Here is a 19218-nt window from a genome sequence, read left to right on the forward strand (position 1 = left end):
GAGAGGACACCACTATATAAGAACTTAGAACTATTTAATTTTGTTTAATGTAGATGAAACACTAGTTGAGGCATCAGCTTTTAAATTATCCTCTTGTGTTGACGACCATTGAATTACGCCAAATAATGCTACTACTGAAACTAATACAATTAAGAGTGTAACTAGTATTCTATCCATTAATATCCTTAAAAAATTGTTTTATAATGATTATATATTATTTATTAGAATAAACTTAATTAATTAGGTTCAAATTTATATAAGTAAAAAAGAAAAAATCTTACGATTTCTTCTTTTATTTAGTAAACTTTTTAACTAATTTGATTTTACCAAACTCTACACCTGGTTGATCATAAGTATTTATCTCTAAAAACTGTCCAACTGCTGAAGTTAATAATTCATAATAAAGTATTAGTGCCCCAATATTATTAGGTGTAATTTTATCTAATACTATAGAATCTGCTGGAATATTTTCATCTATTATTGTTTCATATGTTGCATTACATTCTTCATTTATAAGTTTGTTAAACTTATGTCCATTTATATAATCTACTTTGTCCAAATAATCTAAACTGATTTTTGGTATTTTTATTGGCTTTTTAAAGTCATCTATTTTTATAATTGTAACAGTCTTATTTTTTGGACCTTGAATAATTAGCTGTAAAAATGAGTGCTGGTCAACTGAACCAACTAAATGAATTGGAGTAAGTCCTACACTATTTCCAAGTTTATCAATTTTTCCTAAAGATTCTGCCCACAATTGAACATACCATTGATTAAAGTATGTAAATAGTGTCGAGTATGTGAACATAACATTTATAGGAAAGTTTTTTGCTGATTTTGAATAAAAAAATGCTTTTTCTAATAACATATTCTCTTTTTTATCAAAAAATGAATCTACATAGTCTTTTGCACCTTTTAATAAACTTTTTACATCAAAATCTACTAAACATAAAGGTACAATTCCAACAGCCGATAATACAGAAAATCTTCCTCCCACATTTAACGGGATATTGAACTGTTTGATTTCATTTTTATCTGCTAACATTGATAATGATGAACCTTTATCTGTAATTGCGATAAATCTTTTTTTGTCTTCTTTATTTTTAAATGATAATTTATATCTTTCTATAATATATTTAAAAATCGATGTTGTTTCAATAGTTGAACCTGATTTAGAGATAACTATAAATATAGCTTTGTTTTTATCAATTTTTTTTAATGTTCTAGTAATATCAAGAGGGTCTACATTTTCTAAAAAGTATAATCTTTTTTTTGTTTTAACTTGATCTTTTAATAAATCATATACTGCTTTTGTACCTAAAGATGAACCACCTATTCCTATAACTACTACATCTCTTATTGAACCATCATTTAATAGTGAATTCTTTTTTTTGTATTCTTCAACTTTATCTACTAAATCAAATCCATTTTCTGGTAGATTGTAATATCCAATTTTTCCAGAGCTTCTCTCTTTTTTCATTGCTTTAAAAACTTCATCAATTTTCTGCTTAGCTTTTTTTCCAATCTTTGCATCAAACTTATGTTCAAAAAATAACATCTTTTCCCCTTCTTTTAATCTATATTAATACTAGATATTGCTTCTTTACAAAGCTGTGTAATTTTATCAAAATCATTATTTGCTATTGCATCTTTAGGAACAAACCATGTTCCACCTACACATAGTACATTTTTTAATATTAAAAAATCATTTAAATTATTTAAATTTACTCCACCTGTAGGACAAAAATGCATTTTTGCAAAGGGACCTGAAAATGCTTTTAAAATATCAACTCCTCCACTTAATGTTGCAGGAAATAATTTACAATAAAATATATTATTATTTTGTGCAAGCATAACTTCACTTGCAGTTGCAACTCCTGGAATAAGTGTAATATCATGCTTAAATGAAGCATCTATTAACTCTTTTGAAATACCAGGGGAAAATACAAATTTTGAACCTGCTTGCTTTGCTTGAATTAATTCATCTTCATTGCAAACTGTACCTGCACCAACATTCATACTAGGTAATTGTTCAGATATAAGTTTAATTGCTTTTAATCCTGCATTTGTTCTTAAAGTAATCTCCATAACATTTACACCACCTTTTTGTAGTGCTTTTGCTAAAGGTAAAGCATCTTTTTCATCATCTATTGCTATAACTGGAACAATTGGAGATATACCCATTACATCTTTTGCATTCATGACCTCTCCTCTCCTACTAAATCAAATATTGTACCACCCTCTTCTGCACTGTTTACATTATCCCTAATAGTACTAAATAGTTCTCTTCCTATACCATGTCTATTTCCCAATAGATTAGGAATAATTATTTCTCTGTTTGCTAACTCTTCATCAGAAATCAAAAGAGAAACTTCTCCATTGTTTATATCAAATTTTATTTTATCACCTGTCTGTATTTTTGATATAGCTCCACTTTTTTTTGCTTCGGGAGTTAAATGTATTGCTGATGGAACTTTTCCAGAAGCACCTGACATTCGTCCATCTGTTAAGATAGCTACTTTATATCCTTTATCTTGTAAAGCACCTAAAGGTGGCATTAATCCATGAAGTTCTGGCATCCCATTTGCACTTGGTCCTTGATATCTAACAACTGCAATAAAATCTTTATCTAAATTTCCCGCTTTAAATTCACTTTGAAGTTCCTCTTGAGAATCAAAAACAATTGCTGGTGCTTCTATAAACATCTGTTCTTCTTTTAGTGCAGAAGTTTTAATAACACTTCTTCCAATATTCCCTTTTAGAAGTTTAAGTCCACCTTCACTTGAAAAAGGATTTTCAACACTAGAAATAACATCTATATTTCTTGATTTTTTTGCCCCCTCTTTAAATACTAGTTTTTTATCTTTTAAAGTTGGTTCTACAATAAAGTTTTCTAATCCAAATCCAAATACAGTGTTTATATCATTGTGTACTAATCCTTCATTTAACAATTCAGATATTACAACACTCATCCCACCGGCATCTCTAAAGTGATTTACATCTGCACTTCCATTTGGATACATTTTACATAATAGTGGTATTACTTTTGAAATTTCATTAAAATCATCCCATGTAAGTACAATACCTGCTGCTTTTGCCATAGCTATTAAATGAATAGTATGATTACTAGAGCCACCTGTAGCCATAAGTCCTATTATTGCATTTACAAAACTTTTTTCTGTAACCATTTCACCAATACAAATTTTATTTTTTGTAAGTTTTAAAAGTCTGTTTGCCGATTCTTGCGTTAAAGCATCTCTTAAAGGTGTATTTGTATTTACAAAAGAACTATTTGGCAACTGTAATCCCATCATCTCTAATAACATTTGATTTGAATTTGCAGTACCATAAAAGGTACAAGTTCCACTACTATGATAAGAAGAAGACTCAGCTTCTAGAAGTTTATCTTTCCCAACTTTTCCTAAAGCATACTCTTGTCTTATTTTCGCTTTTTGTGAATTTGATATTCCTGATGGCATTGGTCCAGCTGGAACAAAAATTGAAGGTAAATGACCATAAGTTAAAGCTCCTATTAAAAGTCCTGGCACAATCTTATCACATACTCCTAAATAAAATGCACCATCATAAACATTATGTGAAAGACCAATAGCTGTACCCATTGCAATATTATCTCTACTAAATAGCGATAACTCCATCCCTGGTTGAGACTGAGTAATTCCATCACACATAGCTGGAACTCCACCTGCTACTTGTGCAGTTGCACCATTATCAAGAAGAGTTCTTTTTAAAAGTGAGGGATAAACACTAAAAGGCTCATGTGCGGATAACATATCGTTATAAGCTGTAATTATTGCCATATTGGGATTTTGTGTTGAAGTCATAGAGTTTTTTTCATCTTTACTTAAAGGTGCAATTGCATGGGCAAGATTACTACAACTTACACTTTTTCTATTTACTCCATTCTCTTTTGCCAGCTTAATTCTATTTAAATATATTTCTCTACTTTTTTTAGAACGTTCAATTATATTATTTGTTACATTTTCAATTATATTATTCATGTGTGATAAACCTCCACATCGGTTTTTTTATTGTTTAACACAGCACTAATTGGTGTTTTAAAAATATCATTTGACTTTAAAGCCTCTTCATATACTTTTAGTTTCTCTTCCCCCTCAATATGAAGAATAATATTTTTCGCACTCAAAATTCCACCTAAAGTTAAACTCATTCGTTTATAAGGTGCTGTATCTGGTGTAATTGATATACACAAGTTTTCATTTTCTAAATCATATGCTTCTTTTAATTTTTTATTATTAGGAAAAAGTGATGCTGTGTGAGAATCATTTCCCATTCCTAAAACTACTATATCAAAAGGGTAAATAGTTTTATATTTTTTTGAAACTTCACTTTGGGCTTTATCTACATCTTTATTTTCTATATACATTCCAACAAATTTAGCTTTTGAAGCTTTATTTTGTAAAAGATTTTCTTTTACTAAAAGCTCATTACTATCTTTATTTGTATTTGGAACCCATCTCTCATCAACTAAAGCTATTGTAACTTTTTCCCAAGAAATATCTATTATTGATAATTTTTCAAATAAAGGCTTAGGAGTACTTCCTCCTGAAACTAACAGAGATGCACTACCATTTTGATTTATACCCTCTTCTAATATTTGACTTATATGAAAACATAGTTCTTCTAATAATTGCTCTTTTGAAGAAAAGAATTTAAGACTATTCATCGTTCCAACTTCTTCCATCTTGAGCAATAAGCTGAACAGAAGCTGTTGGTCCATCAGTTCCAGCAGTATATTTTTTCATTGGTACAAGATTATTCTCCCAACTCTCAATTATAGGGTCTGCCCATCTCCATGCAGCTTCAACCTCATCTAATCTCATAAAAAGTGTCGGATTTGCTCTTATAACATCTAAAATTAATCTTTCATAGGCATCAGGTTTTCTTTTATCTGTATGGGGAGCATTTAATTCTAAATTTACTTCTTGTAGCTTCATTGTTTCACTTAAACCTGGAATTTTATTCATAAGTCTAAGTTCAATACTCTCTTCTGGTTGTAATTTTATAACTAATTTATTATCAACAATTGAATTTGCATTGTCTTCTGCAAAAATTGAGTGAGGCATAGTTTTAAACTGAATTACAACCTCAGAATTTCTTCTTTGCATCCTTTTACCACTTCTTATATAAAAAGGAACCCCATTCCATCGCCAATTATCAATATCTACTCTAATTGCAGCAAATGTTTCTGTATTACTTTGCATCTCTTGTGCATCATTGTATCCAGGTACTGATTCACCCATAGAAGAACCTGCTGTATATTGACCTCTTACTGTTCTTGAAGCTATCTGTGCAGGTAAAATTGGTCTTAATGTTTTTAAAACTTTTACTTTTTCATCTCTAATATCATTTGCATCTAAAGAACAAGGTGGCTCCATAGCCATAAGACAAAGAAGTTGAAGAAGGTGATTTTGAATCATATCTCTCATTGCACCATATTCATTATAATATCCCCATCTTCCCTCTGCTCCTACACTTTCAGCAACAGTAATTTGAACATGATCAATATGGTTTGAACTCCAAAGATGCACAAATAATCTATTTGAAAATCTAAGTGCCATAATATTTTGAACTGTATCTTTTCCTAGATAGTGATCGATTCTATATATTTGGTCTTCATTAAAATACTCTAGAACTTTTTGATTAATCTCTTGTGAAGATTTTAAATCTTTACCTAAAGGCTTTTCAAGTACAACTCTTGAATTTTCTTTAATAAGATTACACTTTGATAAAGATTGACAAATTCCTGCAAAATATTTAGGAGATGTTGAAAGATAATTTACTCTATCTCTTTCATCATATTCATCTAATAATATTTGTAATTTTTTATACCCTTCATTAGTTGAAAAATCAACACTAACATAAAAAAGTTTTTTTTCAAATCTAGAAAAATCTTCTTGGGTAAAACTATTAGAAGGTAAAAATTCAATCAATTTTTCTTTTACTAAAGAGATATGTTCATCATTTGATAAACTTGCTCTTGAAACTGTTATTATTCTACTTTTTTCAGCTAAATAACCATCTTTACATAAGTGATAAAGAGCAGGCATTAGTTTCCTAAATGCCAAGTCTCCATGACCACCAAACAGAACGAAATCGCATAAATTGTTTCTTGTACTCATAATTTTTCACTTTTTTATTTAACTAATTATAGAAAAGAAAAGTTACAGTTTGATTATTTTTTTTCTACTTTTTTCTCTAAATTATAAAAATAGTTTGTAGCTTCAACAAATCCTTCAACTGAACCACAGTCAAATCTTTGACCTTTGAATTTATATGCTAAAACCATACCTTTTTTTGCTTGATCACATAAAGAATCAGTGATTTGTAACTCTCCGTTTTTACCTGGCTTAGTTTTTTCTATCACTTCAAAAATATCTGGTGTTAAAATATATCTTCCTATTACAGCTAGGTTTGAAGGTGCTTTATCATTATCTGGTTTTTCAACCATATTTGAAACCATATAAACACCATCCTCCATAGGTTTTCCCTCAATTACACCATATTTATGAACATCCTCTTTTGGAACTTCCATACAAGCAACTATACAACATTTATATTTTTCATATAGTTTTACCATTTGGGCTAAAATACCATCACCCTTTGGATTTACACACAAGTCATCTGCCAAGATTACAGCAAAAGGATTATTATCCCCAACCAATACTTTACCTTTATAAATTGCATCACCTAGACCTTTCATCTCATTTTGTCTAGTATAAGTAAAGGTACATTTATCAATGATATTTCTAATATCAGCTAACATTTTTTCTTTTGAAGAACCTTGAATCTGATGTTCAAGCTCATATGATATGTCAAAATGGTCAGTAATTGCTCTTTTTCCACGTCCTGTAATAACTGACATAATATCACAACCTGCTTCCATAGCTTCTTCAACACCATATTGAATTAATGGTTTAGTTAAAATTGGTAACATCTCTTTTGGCATTGCTTTCGTTGCTGGTAAAAATCTTGTACCATAACCTGCTGCTGGGAATAAACATTTTTTTATCATTTTTCTTCTCCTTAATTTTTTAAATTCTACCTTTAAGCCACATTATTTGATATGGCTCAAGTGTAATCTCTTTTGTTTCTTTATATTCTTTACTATTTGAAATAGTACAGTTTGAAGTTAATATATCACATAATGTCCCTTCAATATTATCAGGTATTATGCAAGTAACTGTTTCATTTGAGAAATTATGTATTGCTAAAATTCTTTCAACATCATCTTTACAATGTTGGTCAACAGCAAAAACTCTTTCATCTAAATCTAAAAACTTAAATTTACCAAAAGGATTAAATGCTTTTTCATTTATTCTTATAGATATTAATCTTTTGTAAGAATCTAACATTCTTTTTGCTAGTGTTCCTTGAGTTGTTACCTCATTTTCTAACCAATCCATATTGTATTTTTCTCTATTTATTGCTCTATTAATACCTGAGTGTTTTACCCCCTCATGGTAATTTCTTGAACCAACAAGAGAATGAAAATATATTCCTGGAACACCAGGCATAACCAATACAGTTGCTTGAGAAACTAACATTCGTTTAAATCTAATATTATCATCTTCATCTGGATGGGTTAAAGCATCAATATAGCTACAATTTAATTCATATGGTGATTCACTTCCATCAGGTTCAGTTCGATATGAAACCAATCCCCCATGCTCTTTTACTCTTCCAACTAAATATTCAAGTTCTTCATCTTCTAAAATCCCTTTTATTGGTCGCAATCCAATTCCATCATGACTTGCTGTAAAATTAAAGAAACACACCTTATCACTAGGAAGAGTTAAAGTTTGTGCCCATGAAGTTAATGTTTTTGTATTTCCATTTAATATAGAATGAACTAATAATGGAGGTAAAGCAAAGTTATAAACCATTTGAGCTTCATCAGATCCACTACCAAAATATGAAACATTTTCATGATGAGGAACATTAGTTTCAGTAATAATAATTACTTCAGGGGCAACTTCGTGTAAAACCTCTCTCATTAGTTGAATAAGTTCGTGGGTTTGAGGAAGATGTACACATGGTGTACCTAACTCTTTCCAAATAAATGCAATGGCATCAAGTCTGATTAGTGTAGCACCTTTTTCAATATAATAAAAAAGACAATCAAGTACATTTCTTAGTACTCTATGACTCTTATAATTTAAATCAACTTGGTCTTTACTAAAAGTAGTCCAGATATGTCTAATCCTACCCTCATCATCAGTAAATTCACTTAATAGTGGTGTTGCTCTAGGTCTTGTAACCTCACTTAAATCAAGAGAAGGATCAACTTCAATAAAATAATCTTGAAAATATTTATCTCCTGACAAATAAGCTTTAAACCAATCAGAAAATTGTGATACATGGTTAATAACTCCATCAACCATAAGTCTATAATCACTAGAAATACTCTCTATTTCTCTCCAAGAACCCATATGTGGATCAACGGCATTATAACTTACAACTGAAAATCCATCATCTGAAGAAGATGGATAAAAAGGCAAGATATGAATTGAGTTAATAACACCTTTTAAATGTTTATCCATAAACTCTTTTAGCGTTTGAATTGAGGCTTCATGGTGCCTATTAACTTGATCCCCATAAGTTATAAGAATAATATCTTTTTCACTTAAGTGATACTCTTTGGAAATAATTCTTTGTTTATATTTAAAAATTAAATCAATAATACTATTAACTGCTCTTTCTGCAATTTCTGGAGGATATAATCTATGAATCCTCTTATTTATAGTATGATCTGGATCCGATATATGTTTCATTTATTCATTATCCTTTCTAACATACTCATTAAACTTATATGAAAAATCAGACATAACAGATCTAACAGTTGTCCAAGATGATAATGAAGGAATTCCCATTGGGTCGTCATAAAACTCTTGTGCAGCTTCCTTTATAGCAACTTGGAAAGCTTCAACTGCTTTTATCTCTTTTTCCCTGTTATACTCTAATCCATTTAGTTTACTAAGTGCATTATATTTTGATATTTCAAATCTTGATTCTTGGAAATAAGTGGCAAGTAAAGTTTTAAAAGAGCTTTGAGAAAATACAACACCCTCTTGGGCTAAAACTCTAAATAAAGTTTTTGCAATATCATTTGCCATTTTATATATTCCACCACCTGTTTCTTGACTTCCCAACTCTTGATGTTTATGCTCATAAGATTCTAAAATTTGAGTTTGACAAATTCTTCTATTTGAAGTATTTTTATAAACTTCACTTAAAGTTGATACTTCAAGTCCCCAAGTTGGAGAGATACCAATACCTCTACCAAGAGATCTTATAAAAGAAAACTCTCCAGATAAGGCATATCTGAAACTTTCCATATATTCTAAGTATCTATTTGCACCATACACTTTTACTAAAGAGTTAATAAGAGGTGTATAAAGTAATCTAGTTGCTCTACCATGAAGCTTATTGGTTACTCTTGAATAATAACCTTTATTAAATTCAAAATCTAATGCAGGGTGAACAATTGGATAAAATAATCTTGCAGGTATCTCTCTACTGTAATTTACAATATCACAATCGTGTAAGGCAAAAGCATAAGCATCTTTATCTGCTAAACCATACCCCATCATTGTCCATACATTTCTTCCTTTTCCTGGAGTATCAAGTCCAGGGAACCCTTCAATTGTCATATCTTTATAAAGTTCTTTTATCCTTGGACCATCATTCCACAAAACATCAACTTTGCATGAAAGCACAGACATAAGCCCTTTAACCTCTTCAAATTGTTCTTTTGTAGCTTTATCTAATCCCAAAATAATTTTATAAAGATACTTTACCTCTTTTAATTCTTCTATTATTTTATGCATTGCAGGAGTTTCAAATTCTGAATATAACGCAGGTAAAAGAAGTACCATTTTTCTTCTTTCGCTAAACTCTTCAAGTTCTCTTTCCATATCCTCTAAGCTTCTATTACCAACATTTTGAAGTGTTGTTATAACTCCATTCTGAAAAAAATCTGACATTTTACTCTTCTCCTTTTTTTAATACTATAATAAAATCCATTACATTTGTTCCTGTTATCCCCGTAACAAAATCATATCCTACCTTTTTAAAAAAAGTATTACTATCACTATTGTCTAAGAACTCTTTTGGATTTAAATTCAATTTTTTAACTTTTTTATAAAGTTCGAAATCTATAAATGCTCCAGTTGCATCAGAACGTCCATCAACACCATCACTCCCAGCACTTAAGATGGAAATATTTTTATTTATACTTTCATTTATCAAAAGTCTTAATGCAAGCTCTTGATTTCTTCCCCCATAACCACTTTTTGATTTTACAGTAGTTGTAGTTTCTCCCCCAAATAAAAGTACAAAACTTTTGTATTTTTTATCATACACTTCAATTTGTTTACTTATATATAAGCATGCTTCTTCTGAATCTTTTGCCAAAGTTGTAGTAACAATATCAACTTTTTCAAATGATTTTTTGCAATATTTTTTTGCTTCATTCAGAGCTATTTTATTGTTTCCTACTAAATGATGTTTAAATTTTCCATTATTCATGGGTGCAGAACCTATAATATTTAAATCATCCCCAATTACATCACTTAAAACTAATACTTTCCCTTTTGCTTTAAAGTTATTTGCTAACTTTCCACCTTTTATTTGAGAGATTGATTTTCTTATAGTATTTAATGCTTTAATATCAATACCTGAGGTTAATAAAGCAGAAGATGCTTTTATAAAATCACCTAAAGATAGCCCATCAATTGGTTTTTCAATCATAGCTGATGCACCACCAGATAATAAAAATATAAAATAATCATTTTTCTTTAGTTTAGAACTTTTTTCAAATAAAAGTTTAGCTGCTTTTTCACTTTTTTTTGTTACTTCAGGGTGTGTTGAAGTAAAATGTTTTAGATATTTTAATTTACCTTTAGTTGTAGAGATAACTACACCATCTTTAATTTTTTCTCCAATAATTTTTTCACACTCTTTAGCCATAGCATATGCAGCTTTTCCAACGCCAAAGATATATAAATTATCTATTTTATTTAAATCAATACTTTCATCTACTATCTTTAATAAATCTTTTTTTAAAGAGAGATTATCTTTAATAATAGAATCTGCCTGCACTTTTTTTAAAGCTTTATAATATATTTTTTCTAATTCTTTTTTATACATTTTTTAGTACCATCTCATTCCAGCCTTTCGAACCTTGATAGCTTGATTTTTGCTGATTATTCCCAAAATATTCTACATAATCATTTTTATGATTTTTTATTATAACTGCTTTTTTTACATTTTCAAACATTGCAATATCATTAGGCCCATCACCTAATCCAATTGAATCAATTTTTACATTATATAAGTTTTCAAAAATTTCTATTGCTTTTTTTACAGCTAAACCTTTATCTTGATATTTTCCAATTAGATGATAAAAACGTCCACCTTTAGTTATTTTAATATCATAATTTGAAGCTAAATTTTGTAATTTTTCTATTGAAAAATCATCTTTTATTAAAAAAGGTTCTGTAAAATCTCTTTTTTTAGACAAAATTGCACTCTGCCTATCCAATCCTGTATAATTTATAACCTCTTCTACACTCATATCACTAAAGCCAAACATTCCAAATTCTTTTTTATATTTATTATAAAACTCTAAAATTTTGTTATAACTTAATCCTAACTGATATAGATAATAATTATCTAGTTCATCTAAAAAAGATAAATTAAAATTTTGATAGTTTTTTGGAAAAAATATTGCTGCACCATTTTCTATAATAAAAGGCTCGTTAATTTCGACTTTTTCTTGAAGTTTTTCAACTTCTACTCTTGTTTTACTTGTTGTAAAAACGATAGGAATTTTTTTACTTTTTAAAAGCTCAAGGGATTCTTTTGCATCAGCAAAAGAATAATCATCATGATTTAAAAAAGTTCCATCCAAATCTGTAAATATTACTGTTTTCATAATTTATTGTATCATTTTATAATCACTAGTATAAATTTTATATGTATAATGAATATACATTAGCAAATTTTTTATTAAAAAAAATTGTATTGCTCTATTTTAAGATAATTTTATTACAATATAGTACTACTTTAAAGGAGACTTATGGGACCAGAATATGAAAAAATAATTGTATTAATAATAGTTTTGTTAGCTTCATTCTTAACTTGGAAAATGGTAAAAGATTTTTATATAACTAAATTCCATTCTATATTTGCACATTTAATTGCAATTATCACTGCATCATTCATGTTATTATCAAGTATGTTTTTATTTATGCCAAAAAACTACCAAAGAGGTGTAACAGCAGAAGTGGAACTAAATTTTCTTTCAATAGCAACTGTATTTATAATGCTTGCAATACTTTATCTATTTTTTAAATATATCCCAGATAATAAGAAAAAATAGTTAACTTTTTAAAATCTTTAAAGCATTTTCTATGCTTAAAGGTTTTGAGAATAAATATCCTTGTCCATAATCGCAGCTAATAGAAGATAAGAAATCCTCTTGACTTGAATATTCAATTCCTTCAGCAACTACTTTATAATTTAAACTTTTAGAAAGTGCAACAATTGCTTTTGAAATCAGAACATTATTATTATCTTCAGGAGTGCCATCGATAAATGCTTTATCTACTTTTATAACATCAATTGGGAATTTTGTTAAATAACTCATAGAAGAATACCCTGTACCAAAATCATCTATAGAGAATCTAAAACCTGAATCCCTAAATTTTTGAATTGAGTTTATATTATCTCCTGAATAATCCATAACATATCTTTCAGTAACTTCAAGTTCAATTTCTGAAGGTTCAATATTATATCTATTTACTATCTCTAATATATCATTTACAAAATTTTCATCTTTAAATTGAATAGATGAGATATTAATAGCTATATGTTTTAAATTTTGATTTACATTTTTTAACTCTACATAATCTTTACAAGCTGTTTCAAATACAAATTTCCCTATCTCTATTATCAAACCTGTATCTTCAGCAATTGGTATAAATTTAGAAGGAGATATAGATCCTAATTCTTTATTTTCCCATCGAACTAAGGCTTCAAATGCAATGATTTGTTTAGAAATTAAATCATATTGAGGTTGATAATTTAAATACAATTCATTATTTCTAATAGCATCTTTTAATGCTTGTTCAATTTTCAATAATTCACTAACATTTAATGAAAGTTGTTTATTGTAATACTGAAAATTGTTTTTTCCCATACTTTTAGCATGATACATTGCAGTATCTGCATTTTTTATAAGTGTGGTAAAATCTTTCCCATCATCAGGATATATAGCAATACCAATACTTGCACTAGTATTTAAAATATTATTATCTATTGTAATTGATTCTTTTACTACATTTAAAATTCTTTGACAAACATAACTTGCAGATTTTTTGTCTCTTGATGAATCTAATACAACTATAAACTCATCTCCCCCCATTCTTGAGATAATATCAGAATCTCTTAATACTTTTTTAATTCTAGATGCAATTATTTTTAATAATTCATCTCCAATTGAATGTCCTAAAGAATCATTAATCATTTTAAATCTATCTAAATCAATAAATAAAACATATAGATGTTGTTCTTTTCGTTTTGCTAGTTTTATTGAAAAATTTAAATCATTTTCTAATTTAACTCTATTTGGTAATTTTGTTAAACTATCATGATAAGCTAAAAAATCAGCCTTTTTTTGAGTTTCAATAATATCTTTTAAACTAGTACAAACTGCAATAAATTTACTTACATCTCCATTTTTATCTTTTACTGTTGACACATTTGTCCAAAAAGGTATTATAGTTTCATCTCTTCTTTTAAAAGTTATTTTACCTTTCCATGAACCTTTTTCACGAACCTCATCTTCTATTTTTTTAAAGAAAAGTGTATCATGATATTCTGACTTCATAAAATCAGATGTCTGCCCAATAATCTCACCTTTTTTAAATCCTGTCATTGTTTCAAATGCTTTATTTATTGTTATAATCTCTTTATTTGTATTAAATACCAAAATTCCCTCTTGAATATTGTCAAATACAGCGGCAGAAAGTTTTAAACTCTCATTTTGTAATATATATTCTGTAATATCAAGTTTAATTGCAAGAAAATTTGCTACTTCATTATCTAAAAATACTGGAACAATTGAAGCTTTTTCATAAAATAGTGTTCCATCTTTTTTCTTATTTACAAATTCACCTTCCCATCTTTGGCCTAATTCTAAACTTTTATTTAGTTTTTTATATGTTTCTTCAGGAGTTTCACCTGAACTTAGGATCTCTGGCTTATGACCAAAAGCTTCACTCTTTTTATAACCAGTTGTTTTTTCAAAAATATCATTAACATATAAAATATTTTTTTCTTTATCTGTTAAGATAATTGAATTATCACTATTTTCAACTGCATATTTAAAAGCTGCTAATTCTTTTTTAACTTTTTGAGATTTTTTATGTTCTAAAAAAATCATTATAAATGATAAAAGTATTATTATAAAAAAGAAAATAGAGATAATTAACTGATAATATAGCTTTTCATTATATTTATAAATTAGATTATCATTTAACTGTTTTAACTTATTATCAAGGTTTAATTCCTCTGTACTATTTTTTATTTTAATTATCTTTTTTACGTTAGTTAAAATATTTCTAACATGTTTGACCATAAGTTTTAACTGGGATTTGTCAATATCTTTTGTATAAATCTCTATTTTTGATAAATTATTTAAAATAGCTTTTTCATTATGATTGATATTTATAAATTCTTGCATTATCATAAAAAGTGTACTATTTATAACTAATTTCAACTCTTTATCTAAAGAATCATCATCAAGCAAATATTGATTTAAATCATATATAAAATGTGCAGAATTTAAACTTGAAGCATGAAATGATTTAAATTTTTCTAAAAAATTTTCTTTTTTATGAAATAAGTCTTCTATTTCATTTAATTCATTATAAGTATCTATTCCAAATTCATTTTTAATATTATTTCTATTAATACTTTCTAAAGAGTTTTTAAAAATACTTATTTCTTTTACAATGATGTCAAAATTAAAAAACTTTTCCCTTTGAGAAAAAAAGTTATCAAGTTTTAAATTTGTGATTATCATCACATCTATTTGATTTTTATATTTATTGTATGATTCTTTCATATTTTCTATTTTTAATAGATATATAAATATAAAACTTAAAATAAATGCAAAAAATAGCAATTTAAAACGAAAATTGTCTTTGATTTTGTTCATTTATATCACTTTATAATCTCTAACTTACCAGTTAATGTTTTTAAAAAAGCTACTATTTTATTAATCTCTTCATTAGTTATAGGTCTGCCTAATTGTACTAAAGCCATGGTTTCAACAGCATCTTTTAAACTATCTTCTCTTCCATCATGAAAATATGGAGAAGTTAATTCTACATTTCTTAAAGTTGGAACTTTAAAATAATATTTATCTTCTTCATCTTTAGTAATATTATATCTTCCTAAATTTGTACTTTCAATATGAGAAAGTGCTCCAAATTTATTGTAATGATTTCCCCCTACATTTATCCCATGGTGACACGCAATACAACCCTTGTTTTTAAATATTTCATAACCCTCTTTTTCATATTCAGTAAGTGCTGTTTCATCACCTTTTAGAAATTTATCAAATCTTGAATCTGGAGTTATTAATGTTTTTTCAAATTCTGCAATAGCATCAACTATATTTTCTTTTGTTATTCCATCATCATAAATTATTTCAAAATCTTTTTTATATTCTGTATTATTCAAATTTTTAACTAAATTATAAAAATTATGTGCCATCTCTACAGGGTTTTCTATTGGACCTGCAGCTTGTTCTTTTAAATCTTTTGCTCTACCATCCCAAAATTGAGAAAAGTTAAATACTGAATTTAGAACTGTAGGTGCATTTACATCACCTATTTTCCCTTCAACACCAAATGATGTTTTTAATCCATCATCTCCACCATTGTTTAAATCGTGACATGTAGCACATGAAATAGTATTATCAATTGATAGTTTTGTTTCAAAAAAAAGTTTTTTACCTAATAATGCTTTTTTATAATCAAAATCTATTTTGTTAGGAATAGGAGTAATATTTGTAGCATTTAAAAAAAAAGCAAATGATATTAATATTAAAATATGTTTCATAAAAGACCTTCAATGCAGAGTACTAATTTTAAGAGGAAGTAAAACCTAAGGTTTTACTTTTTTTGACAAGATGAACATATTCCATAAAGTTGCATAGAATGACTAGTTACTCTAAATTTATTTTTTTTAGCTATTTTATCTTGTCTTTTTTCTATTTCATCATCCATAAACTCAACAATTTTCCCACATTGTGTACAAATTAAATGGTCATGATGGTCTTTAAAATTACTTTCATATTTTTTACCATCAGTTCCAAAAGTTATTGAAGTAATTAAATTAACATCTTCAAGAAAACCTAAAGCCCGATACACAGTAGCAATACCTATATTAGATTCTGGTCTTTTTTCTTTTATTAAATTATATACTTCTTCTGCAGTTAAATGTTCATTAGCTTCTAATAATATATTTAAAACAATTTCTCTTTGTTCTGTATATTTAAGCCCTTTTTGTTTTACTATTCTTTTTAGTTCATCTATTACTTCTTCGCTATTTATCATATATATACCTTAATATAAACTATGATAATATTATTGCGAAATTATCATCAAAATTACTTAAAATGATGATATTTTAGCTATTTTTATTATCATTTTTAAGTTTAATAACTATTACTTATATTAATTTTGAACTTTAAGCTAAATTCTAATAGCATACTAACGATAATTATTATCACTATAAGAGAAGGTTGTTTATGTTATTAAGCGAATTAAAAAGAGGAGAATGTGGTAAAATAGTAGCTATTGAGTCTAATCCACAATTAAAATCAAGATTTAGTTCTTTTGGGATTGTAAAAGGTTCAACAATTACAATTATAGAACAAACTCTTTCAAAAAATACAATAGAAATCAAAATTCAAAACAGTAAAATTGCTATACGAGTATCTGAAGCTCAATCAATAAAAGTGGAAAAAATAGAATGTTAAATTTTAGTGAAAAAAAAACAATAAAAATTGCATTGGTAGGACAACCAAATGTTGGTAAGTCAATGCTTATTAACTCTATTTCGAATTCTAGATTAAAAGTTGGGAATTTTTCAGGAGTAACTGTAGAAAAAACTCAAATTATTTTTGACTATAAAGATTATATATTTGAGATTACAGATTTACCTGGTTCTTATTCTCTAACCGAATATACAATAGAAGAAAAAGTTACAAAAAACTATTTAGAAAAAAATGATTATGATATTATTTTAAACGTTTTAGATTCAACAAATCTAGAAAGAAATCTATACTTAACAAATGAACTTTTAGCTCTTGATAAAAAAATGGTACTTGCTTTAAATATGACAGATGAAGCAGAAAAAGAGGGAATATTAATTGATGAAAAACAATTAAGTAAAATTATTGGTAAACCTTGTATAAAAACTTCTGCAAAAACAAAATTAGGGATTGAGGAATTAATTGAAGCCTTAGTAACTAAATTTGAATCCTCAAAATTTGAATCTAAACTTATATTTTCAGATGTAATTGAAGAAGAGATAGCAAATATAAAATCATTATTTTTTGAAAAAAAATATAGAAGTGATATACACTATAGAGAGATTGCTATAAAACTTTTAAAAGAGGATAAAAAAACTTTTTTAAAATTTCATGATGAACCAATTTGGATAGAACTTCAACCTTTGTTAAATGAATCCTTTGAGCATATATATTTACACTATGGAACTAAAGATTTAAATGAAATCTTTGAAGATGAAAAGTTTGCATTTGCAAAAGGTGCTGTAACAGAAACAGTTAAAACAAAAAAAGTTGACGAACAACACCATTCAATTACTGACAAAATAGATTCAATACTTATAAATAAATTTTTAGGTCTTCCAATATTTCTTTTTCTTATGTGGGGACTTTTTCAACTAACTTTTGAAGTGGGTAATATTCCTATGGATTTAATTGATGCTTTTTTTGCTTCATTAATTGAAAAAACAAAATATATATTAGGAGACACTCAACTCTCATCAGTTATTGCCGATGGTGCAATTGCAGGTGTTGGTGCAGTTATACTATTTTTACCAAATATTGTTATTCTATTTTTAGGTATTGCACTACTTGAAACTACAGGTTATATGAGTAGAGTTGCTTTTCTTTTAGACGGTTTTTTCCATAAATTTGGTCTCCATGGAAAATCGTTTATACCACTTGTTACTGGTTTTGGATGTTCAGTTCCTGCTTATATGGCAGCAAGAACTCTTAAAAATCCAAGAGATAGACTTTTAACACTATTTATTATAGGTTTTATGTCTTGTGGAGCTAGATTACCTATTTATGTACTTTTTACTGGTGCTTTTTTCTCAGAAAAAAATGCAGGTAATATATTATTCTTAATATATATATCAGGAGCTTTATTAGGGCTAATTGCAGCAAAAGTTTTAAAAATATTAGTTTTTAAAAGTGAAGATGAACCTTTTGTTATGGAGATGCCAAAATATAGATTACCTTCATTTAAACTAATTTGGCATACAGTTTCAAACCAAGCTTTAATGTATATGAAAAAGGCTGGTACGTATATTTTGGCTGCTTCAATATTAATTTGGTTTGCATCAAACTATCCAAAATATCCAGAATATGAAGAGATGATTAATCAAAAAATTGAGTTAGCAAGCTCAGAAGAAGAGAGATATGAACTGCAAAATAAACTTTCGCTATATAACCTTGAGAACTCTTATTTAGGGAAAATTGGTAAATTTTCAGAACCACTATTTAATCCTTTAGGATTTGATTGGAAAATGACAGTTGCACTAGAAACAGGTCTTGCAGCTAAAGAGATTGTAGTTTCTACTTTAGGAATTTTATATGGATTAGGAGAAGAGTTAGATGAGAATAATCAAGGTCTGTTAGAGAAAATTAGAAACAATATACCTATAGCTTCTGCTTTAGCTTTTATAGTATTTGTGATGATTTATTTACCTTGTTTAGCTGCATCGATGGTATTTGCTAAAGAAGCTGGTGGGTGGAGATATCTATTTTATCTATTTGTATTTACAACATCAACAGCTTGGGTACTATCTTTTATAACATACCAAGTAGCAAAATATTTTTTAGTGTAGAAT

17 protein-coding genes are annotated in these 19218 nt (G+C 27.7%); 3 read left to right on the plus strand and 14 right to left on the minus strand.

Annotation, left to right across the window (positions count from 1 at the left end; translation table 11 throughout):
• Positions 1–30: 30 nt before the first annotated feature.
• The 11 genes from ACKU4C_RS11070 to ACKU4C_RS11120 form a co-directional block, all read right to left on the minus strand.
• Positions 31–177, minus strand: a complete 147-nt coding sequence (locus tag ACKU4C_RS11070) for a hypothetical protein (RefSeq protein ID WP_321311958.1) — start codon at positions 175–177, stop codon at positions 31–33.
• Positions 178–292: 115 nt separating this feature from the next.
• Positions 293–1558: a glucose-6-phosphate isomerase gene (locus ACKU4C_RS11075; protein WP_321311960.1), complete on the minus strand. Its 1266-nt coding sequence runs from the start codon at positions 1556–1558 to the stop codon at positions 293–295.
• 14 nt (positions 1559–1572) lie between these two features.
• The gene (gene eda / locus ACKU4C_RS11080) at positions 1573–2202 is read right to left on the minus strand and encodes a bifunctional 4-hydroxy-2-oxoglutarate aldolase/2-dehydro-3-deoxy-phosphogluconate aldolase (RefSeq protein WP_321311962.1); all 630 of its coding nucleotides are present in this window, start codon (positions 2200–2202) and stop codon (positions 1573–1575) included.
• Positions 2199–4019, minus strand: coding sequence for a phosphogluconate dehydratase (edd, locus tag ACKU4C_RS11085; protein ID WP_321311964.1), 1821 nt, complete (start codon positions 4017–4019; stop codon positions 2199–2201). The genes eda and edd overlap by 4 nt, the downstream gene beginning before the upstream one ends.
• Complete coding sequence (gene pgl, locus ACKU4C_RS11090) at positions 4016–4705, minus strand: 6-phosphogluconolactonase (protein WP_321311966.1); 690 nt, start codon at positions 4703–4705, stop codon at positions 4016–4018. The genes edd and pgl overlap by 4 nt, the downstream gene beginning before the upstream one ends.
• Complete coding sequence (gene zwf / locus ACKU4C_RS11095) at positions 4698–6161, minus strand: glucose-6-phosphate dehydrogenase (protein ID WP_321311968.1); 1464 nt, start codon at positions 6159–6161, stop codon at positions 4698–4700. The genes pgl and zwf overlap by 8 nt, the downstream gene beginning before the upstream one ends.
• Before the next feature lie 53 nt (positions 6162–6214).
• Positions 6215–7054 carry a UTP--glucose-1-phosphate uridylyltransferase GalU gene (gene galU / locus ACKU4C_RS11100; protein WP_321311970.1) on the minus strand — a complete coding sequence of 280 codons (840 nt, stop codon included), beginning with the start codon at positions 7052–7054 and terminating at the stop codon, positions 6215–6217.
• Between the two features lie 19 nt (positions 7055–7073).
• A complete protein-coding gene (locus ACKU4C_RS11105; protein WP_321311972.1) occupies positions 7074–8813 on the minus strand; it encodes a sugar phosphorylase in 1740 nt (579 codons plus the stop codon).
• Positions 8814–10025, minus strand: coding sequence for a glycosyl transferase (locus ACKU4C_RS11110; RefSeq protein WP_321311974.1), 1212 nt, complete (start codon positions 10023–10025; stop codon positions 8814–8816).
• Position 10026: 1 nt separating this feature from the next.
• Positions 10027–11190 (minus strand): DUF4147 domain-containing protein, encoded by a 1164-nt coding sequence (locus ACKU4C_RS11115; protein WP_321311976.1) that lies wholly within the window; start codon positions 11188–11190, stop codon positions 10027–10029.
• On the minus strand, positions 11183–11977 hold the full coding sequence (locus ACKU4C_RS11120) for an HAD-IIB family hydrolase (RefSeq protein WP_321311977.1): 795 nt from the start codon (positions 11975–11977) through the stop codon (positions 11183–11185). The genes ACKU4C_RS11115 and ACKU4C_RS11120 overlap by 8 nt, the downstream gene beginning before the upstream one ends.
• Positions 11978–12121: 144 nt before the next feature.
• Between ACKU4C_RS11120 and ACKU4C_RS11125 the strand changes: the two genes are divergently transcribed.
• The gene (locus tag ACKU4C_RS11125) at positions 12122–12424 is read left to right on the plus strand and encodes a hypothetical protein (RefSeq protein ID WP_321311979.1); all 303 of its coding nucleotides are present in this window, start codon (positions 12122–12124) and stop codon (positions 12422–12424) included.
• On the opposite strand, the gene ACKU4C_RS11130 is transcribed toward ACKU4C_RS11125, so the two are convergent.
• The 3 genes from ACKU4C_RS11130 to ACKU4C_RS11140 form a co-directional block, all read right to left on the minus strand.
• On the minus strand, positions 12425–15172 hold the full coding sequence (locus tag ACKU4C_RS11130) for an EAL domain-containing protein (protein ID WP_321311981.1): 2748 nt from the start codon (positions 15170–15172) through the stop codon (positions 12425–12427).
• Positions 15173–15270: 98 nt separating this feature from the next.
• Complete coding sequence (locus ACKU4C_RS11135; protein ID WP_321311982.1) at positions 15271–16173, minus strand: cytochrome-c peroxidase; 903 nt, start codon at positions 16171–16173, stop codon at positions 15271–15273.
• A 53-nt stretch (positions 16174–16226) separates the two neighbouring features.
• Entirely contained in the window at positions 16227–16670 is a 444-nt protein-coding gene (locus ACKU4C_RS11140; RefSeq protein ID WP_321311984.1) for a Fur family transcriptional regulator, read from the minus strand.
• 194 nt (positions 16671–16864) lie between these two features.
• Here ACKU4C_RS11140 and ACKU4C_RS11145 point away from each other — a divergent pair, with 194 nt between their 5' ends.
• Positions 16865–17095, plus strand: a complete 231-nt coding sequence (locus ACKU4C_RS11145; protein WP_321311986.1) for a FeoA family protein — start codon at positions 16865–16867, stop codon at positions 17093–17095.
• Positions 17089–19215 carry a ferrous iron transport protein B gene (gene feoB / locus ACKU4C_RS11150; RefSeq protein ID WP_321311988.1) on the plus strand — a complete coding sequence of 709 codons (2127 nt, stop codon included), beginning with the start codon at positions 17089–17091 and terminating at the stop codon, positions 19213–19215. The genes ACKU4C_RS11145 and feoB overlap by 7 nt, the downstream gene beginning before the upstream one ends.
• Positions 19216–19218 lie beyond the last annotated feature (3 nt).

It is taken from the genome of Halarcobacter sp., from assembly GCF_963676935.1.
GTDB lineage: Bacteria > Campylobacterota > Campylobacteria > Campylobacterales > Arcobacteraceae > Halarcobacter.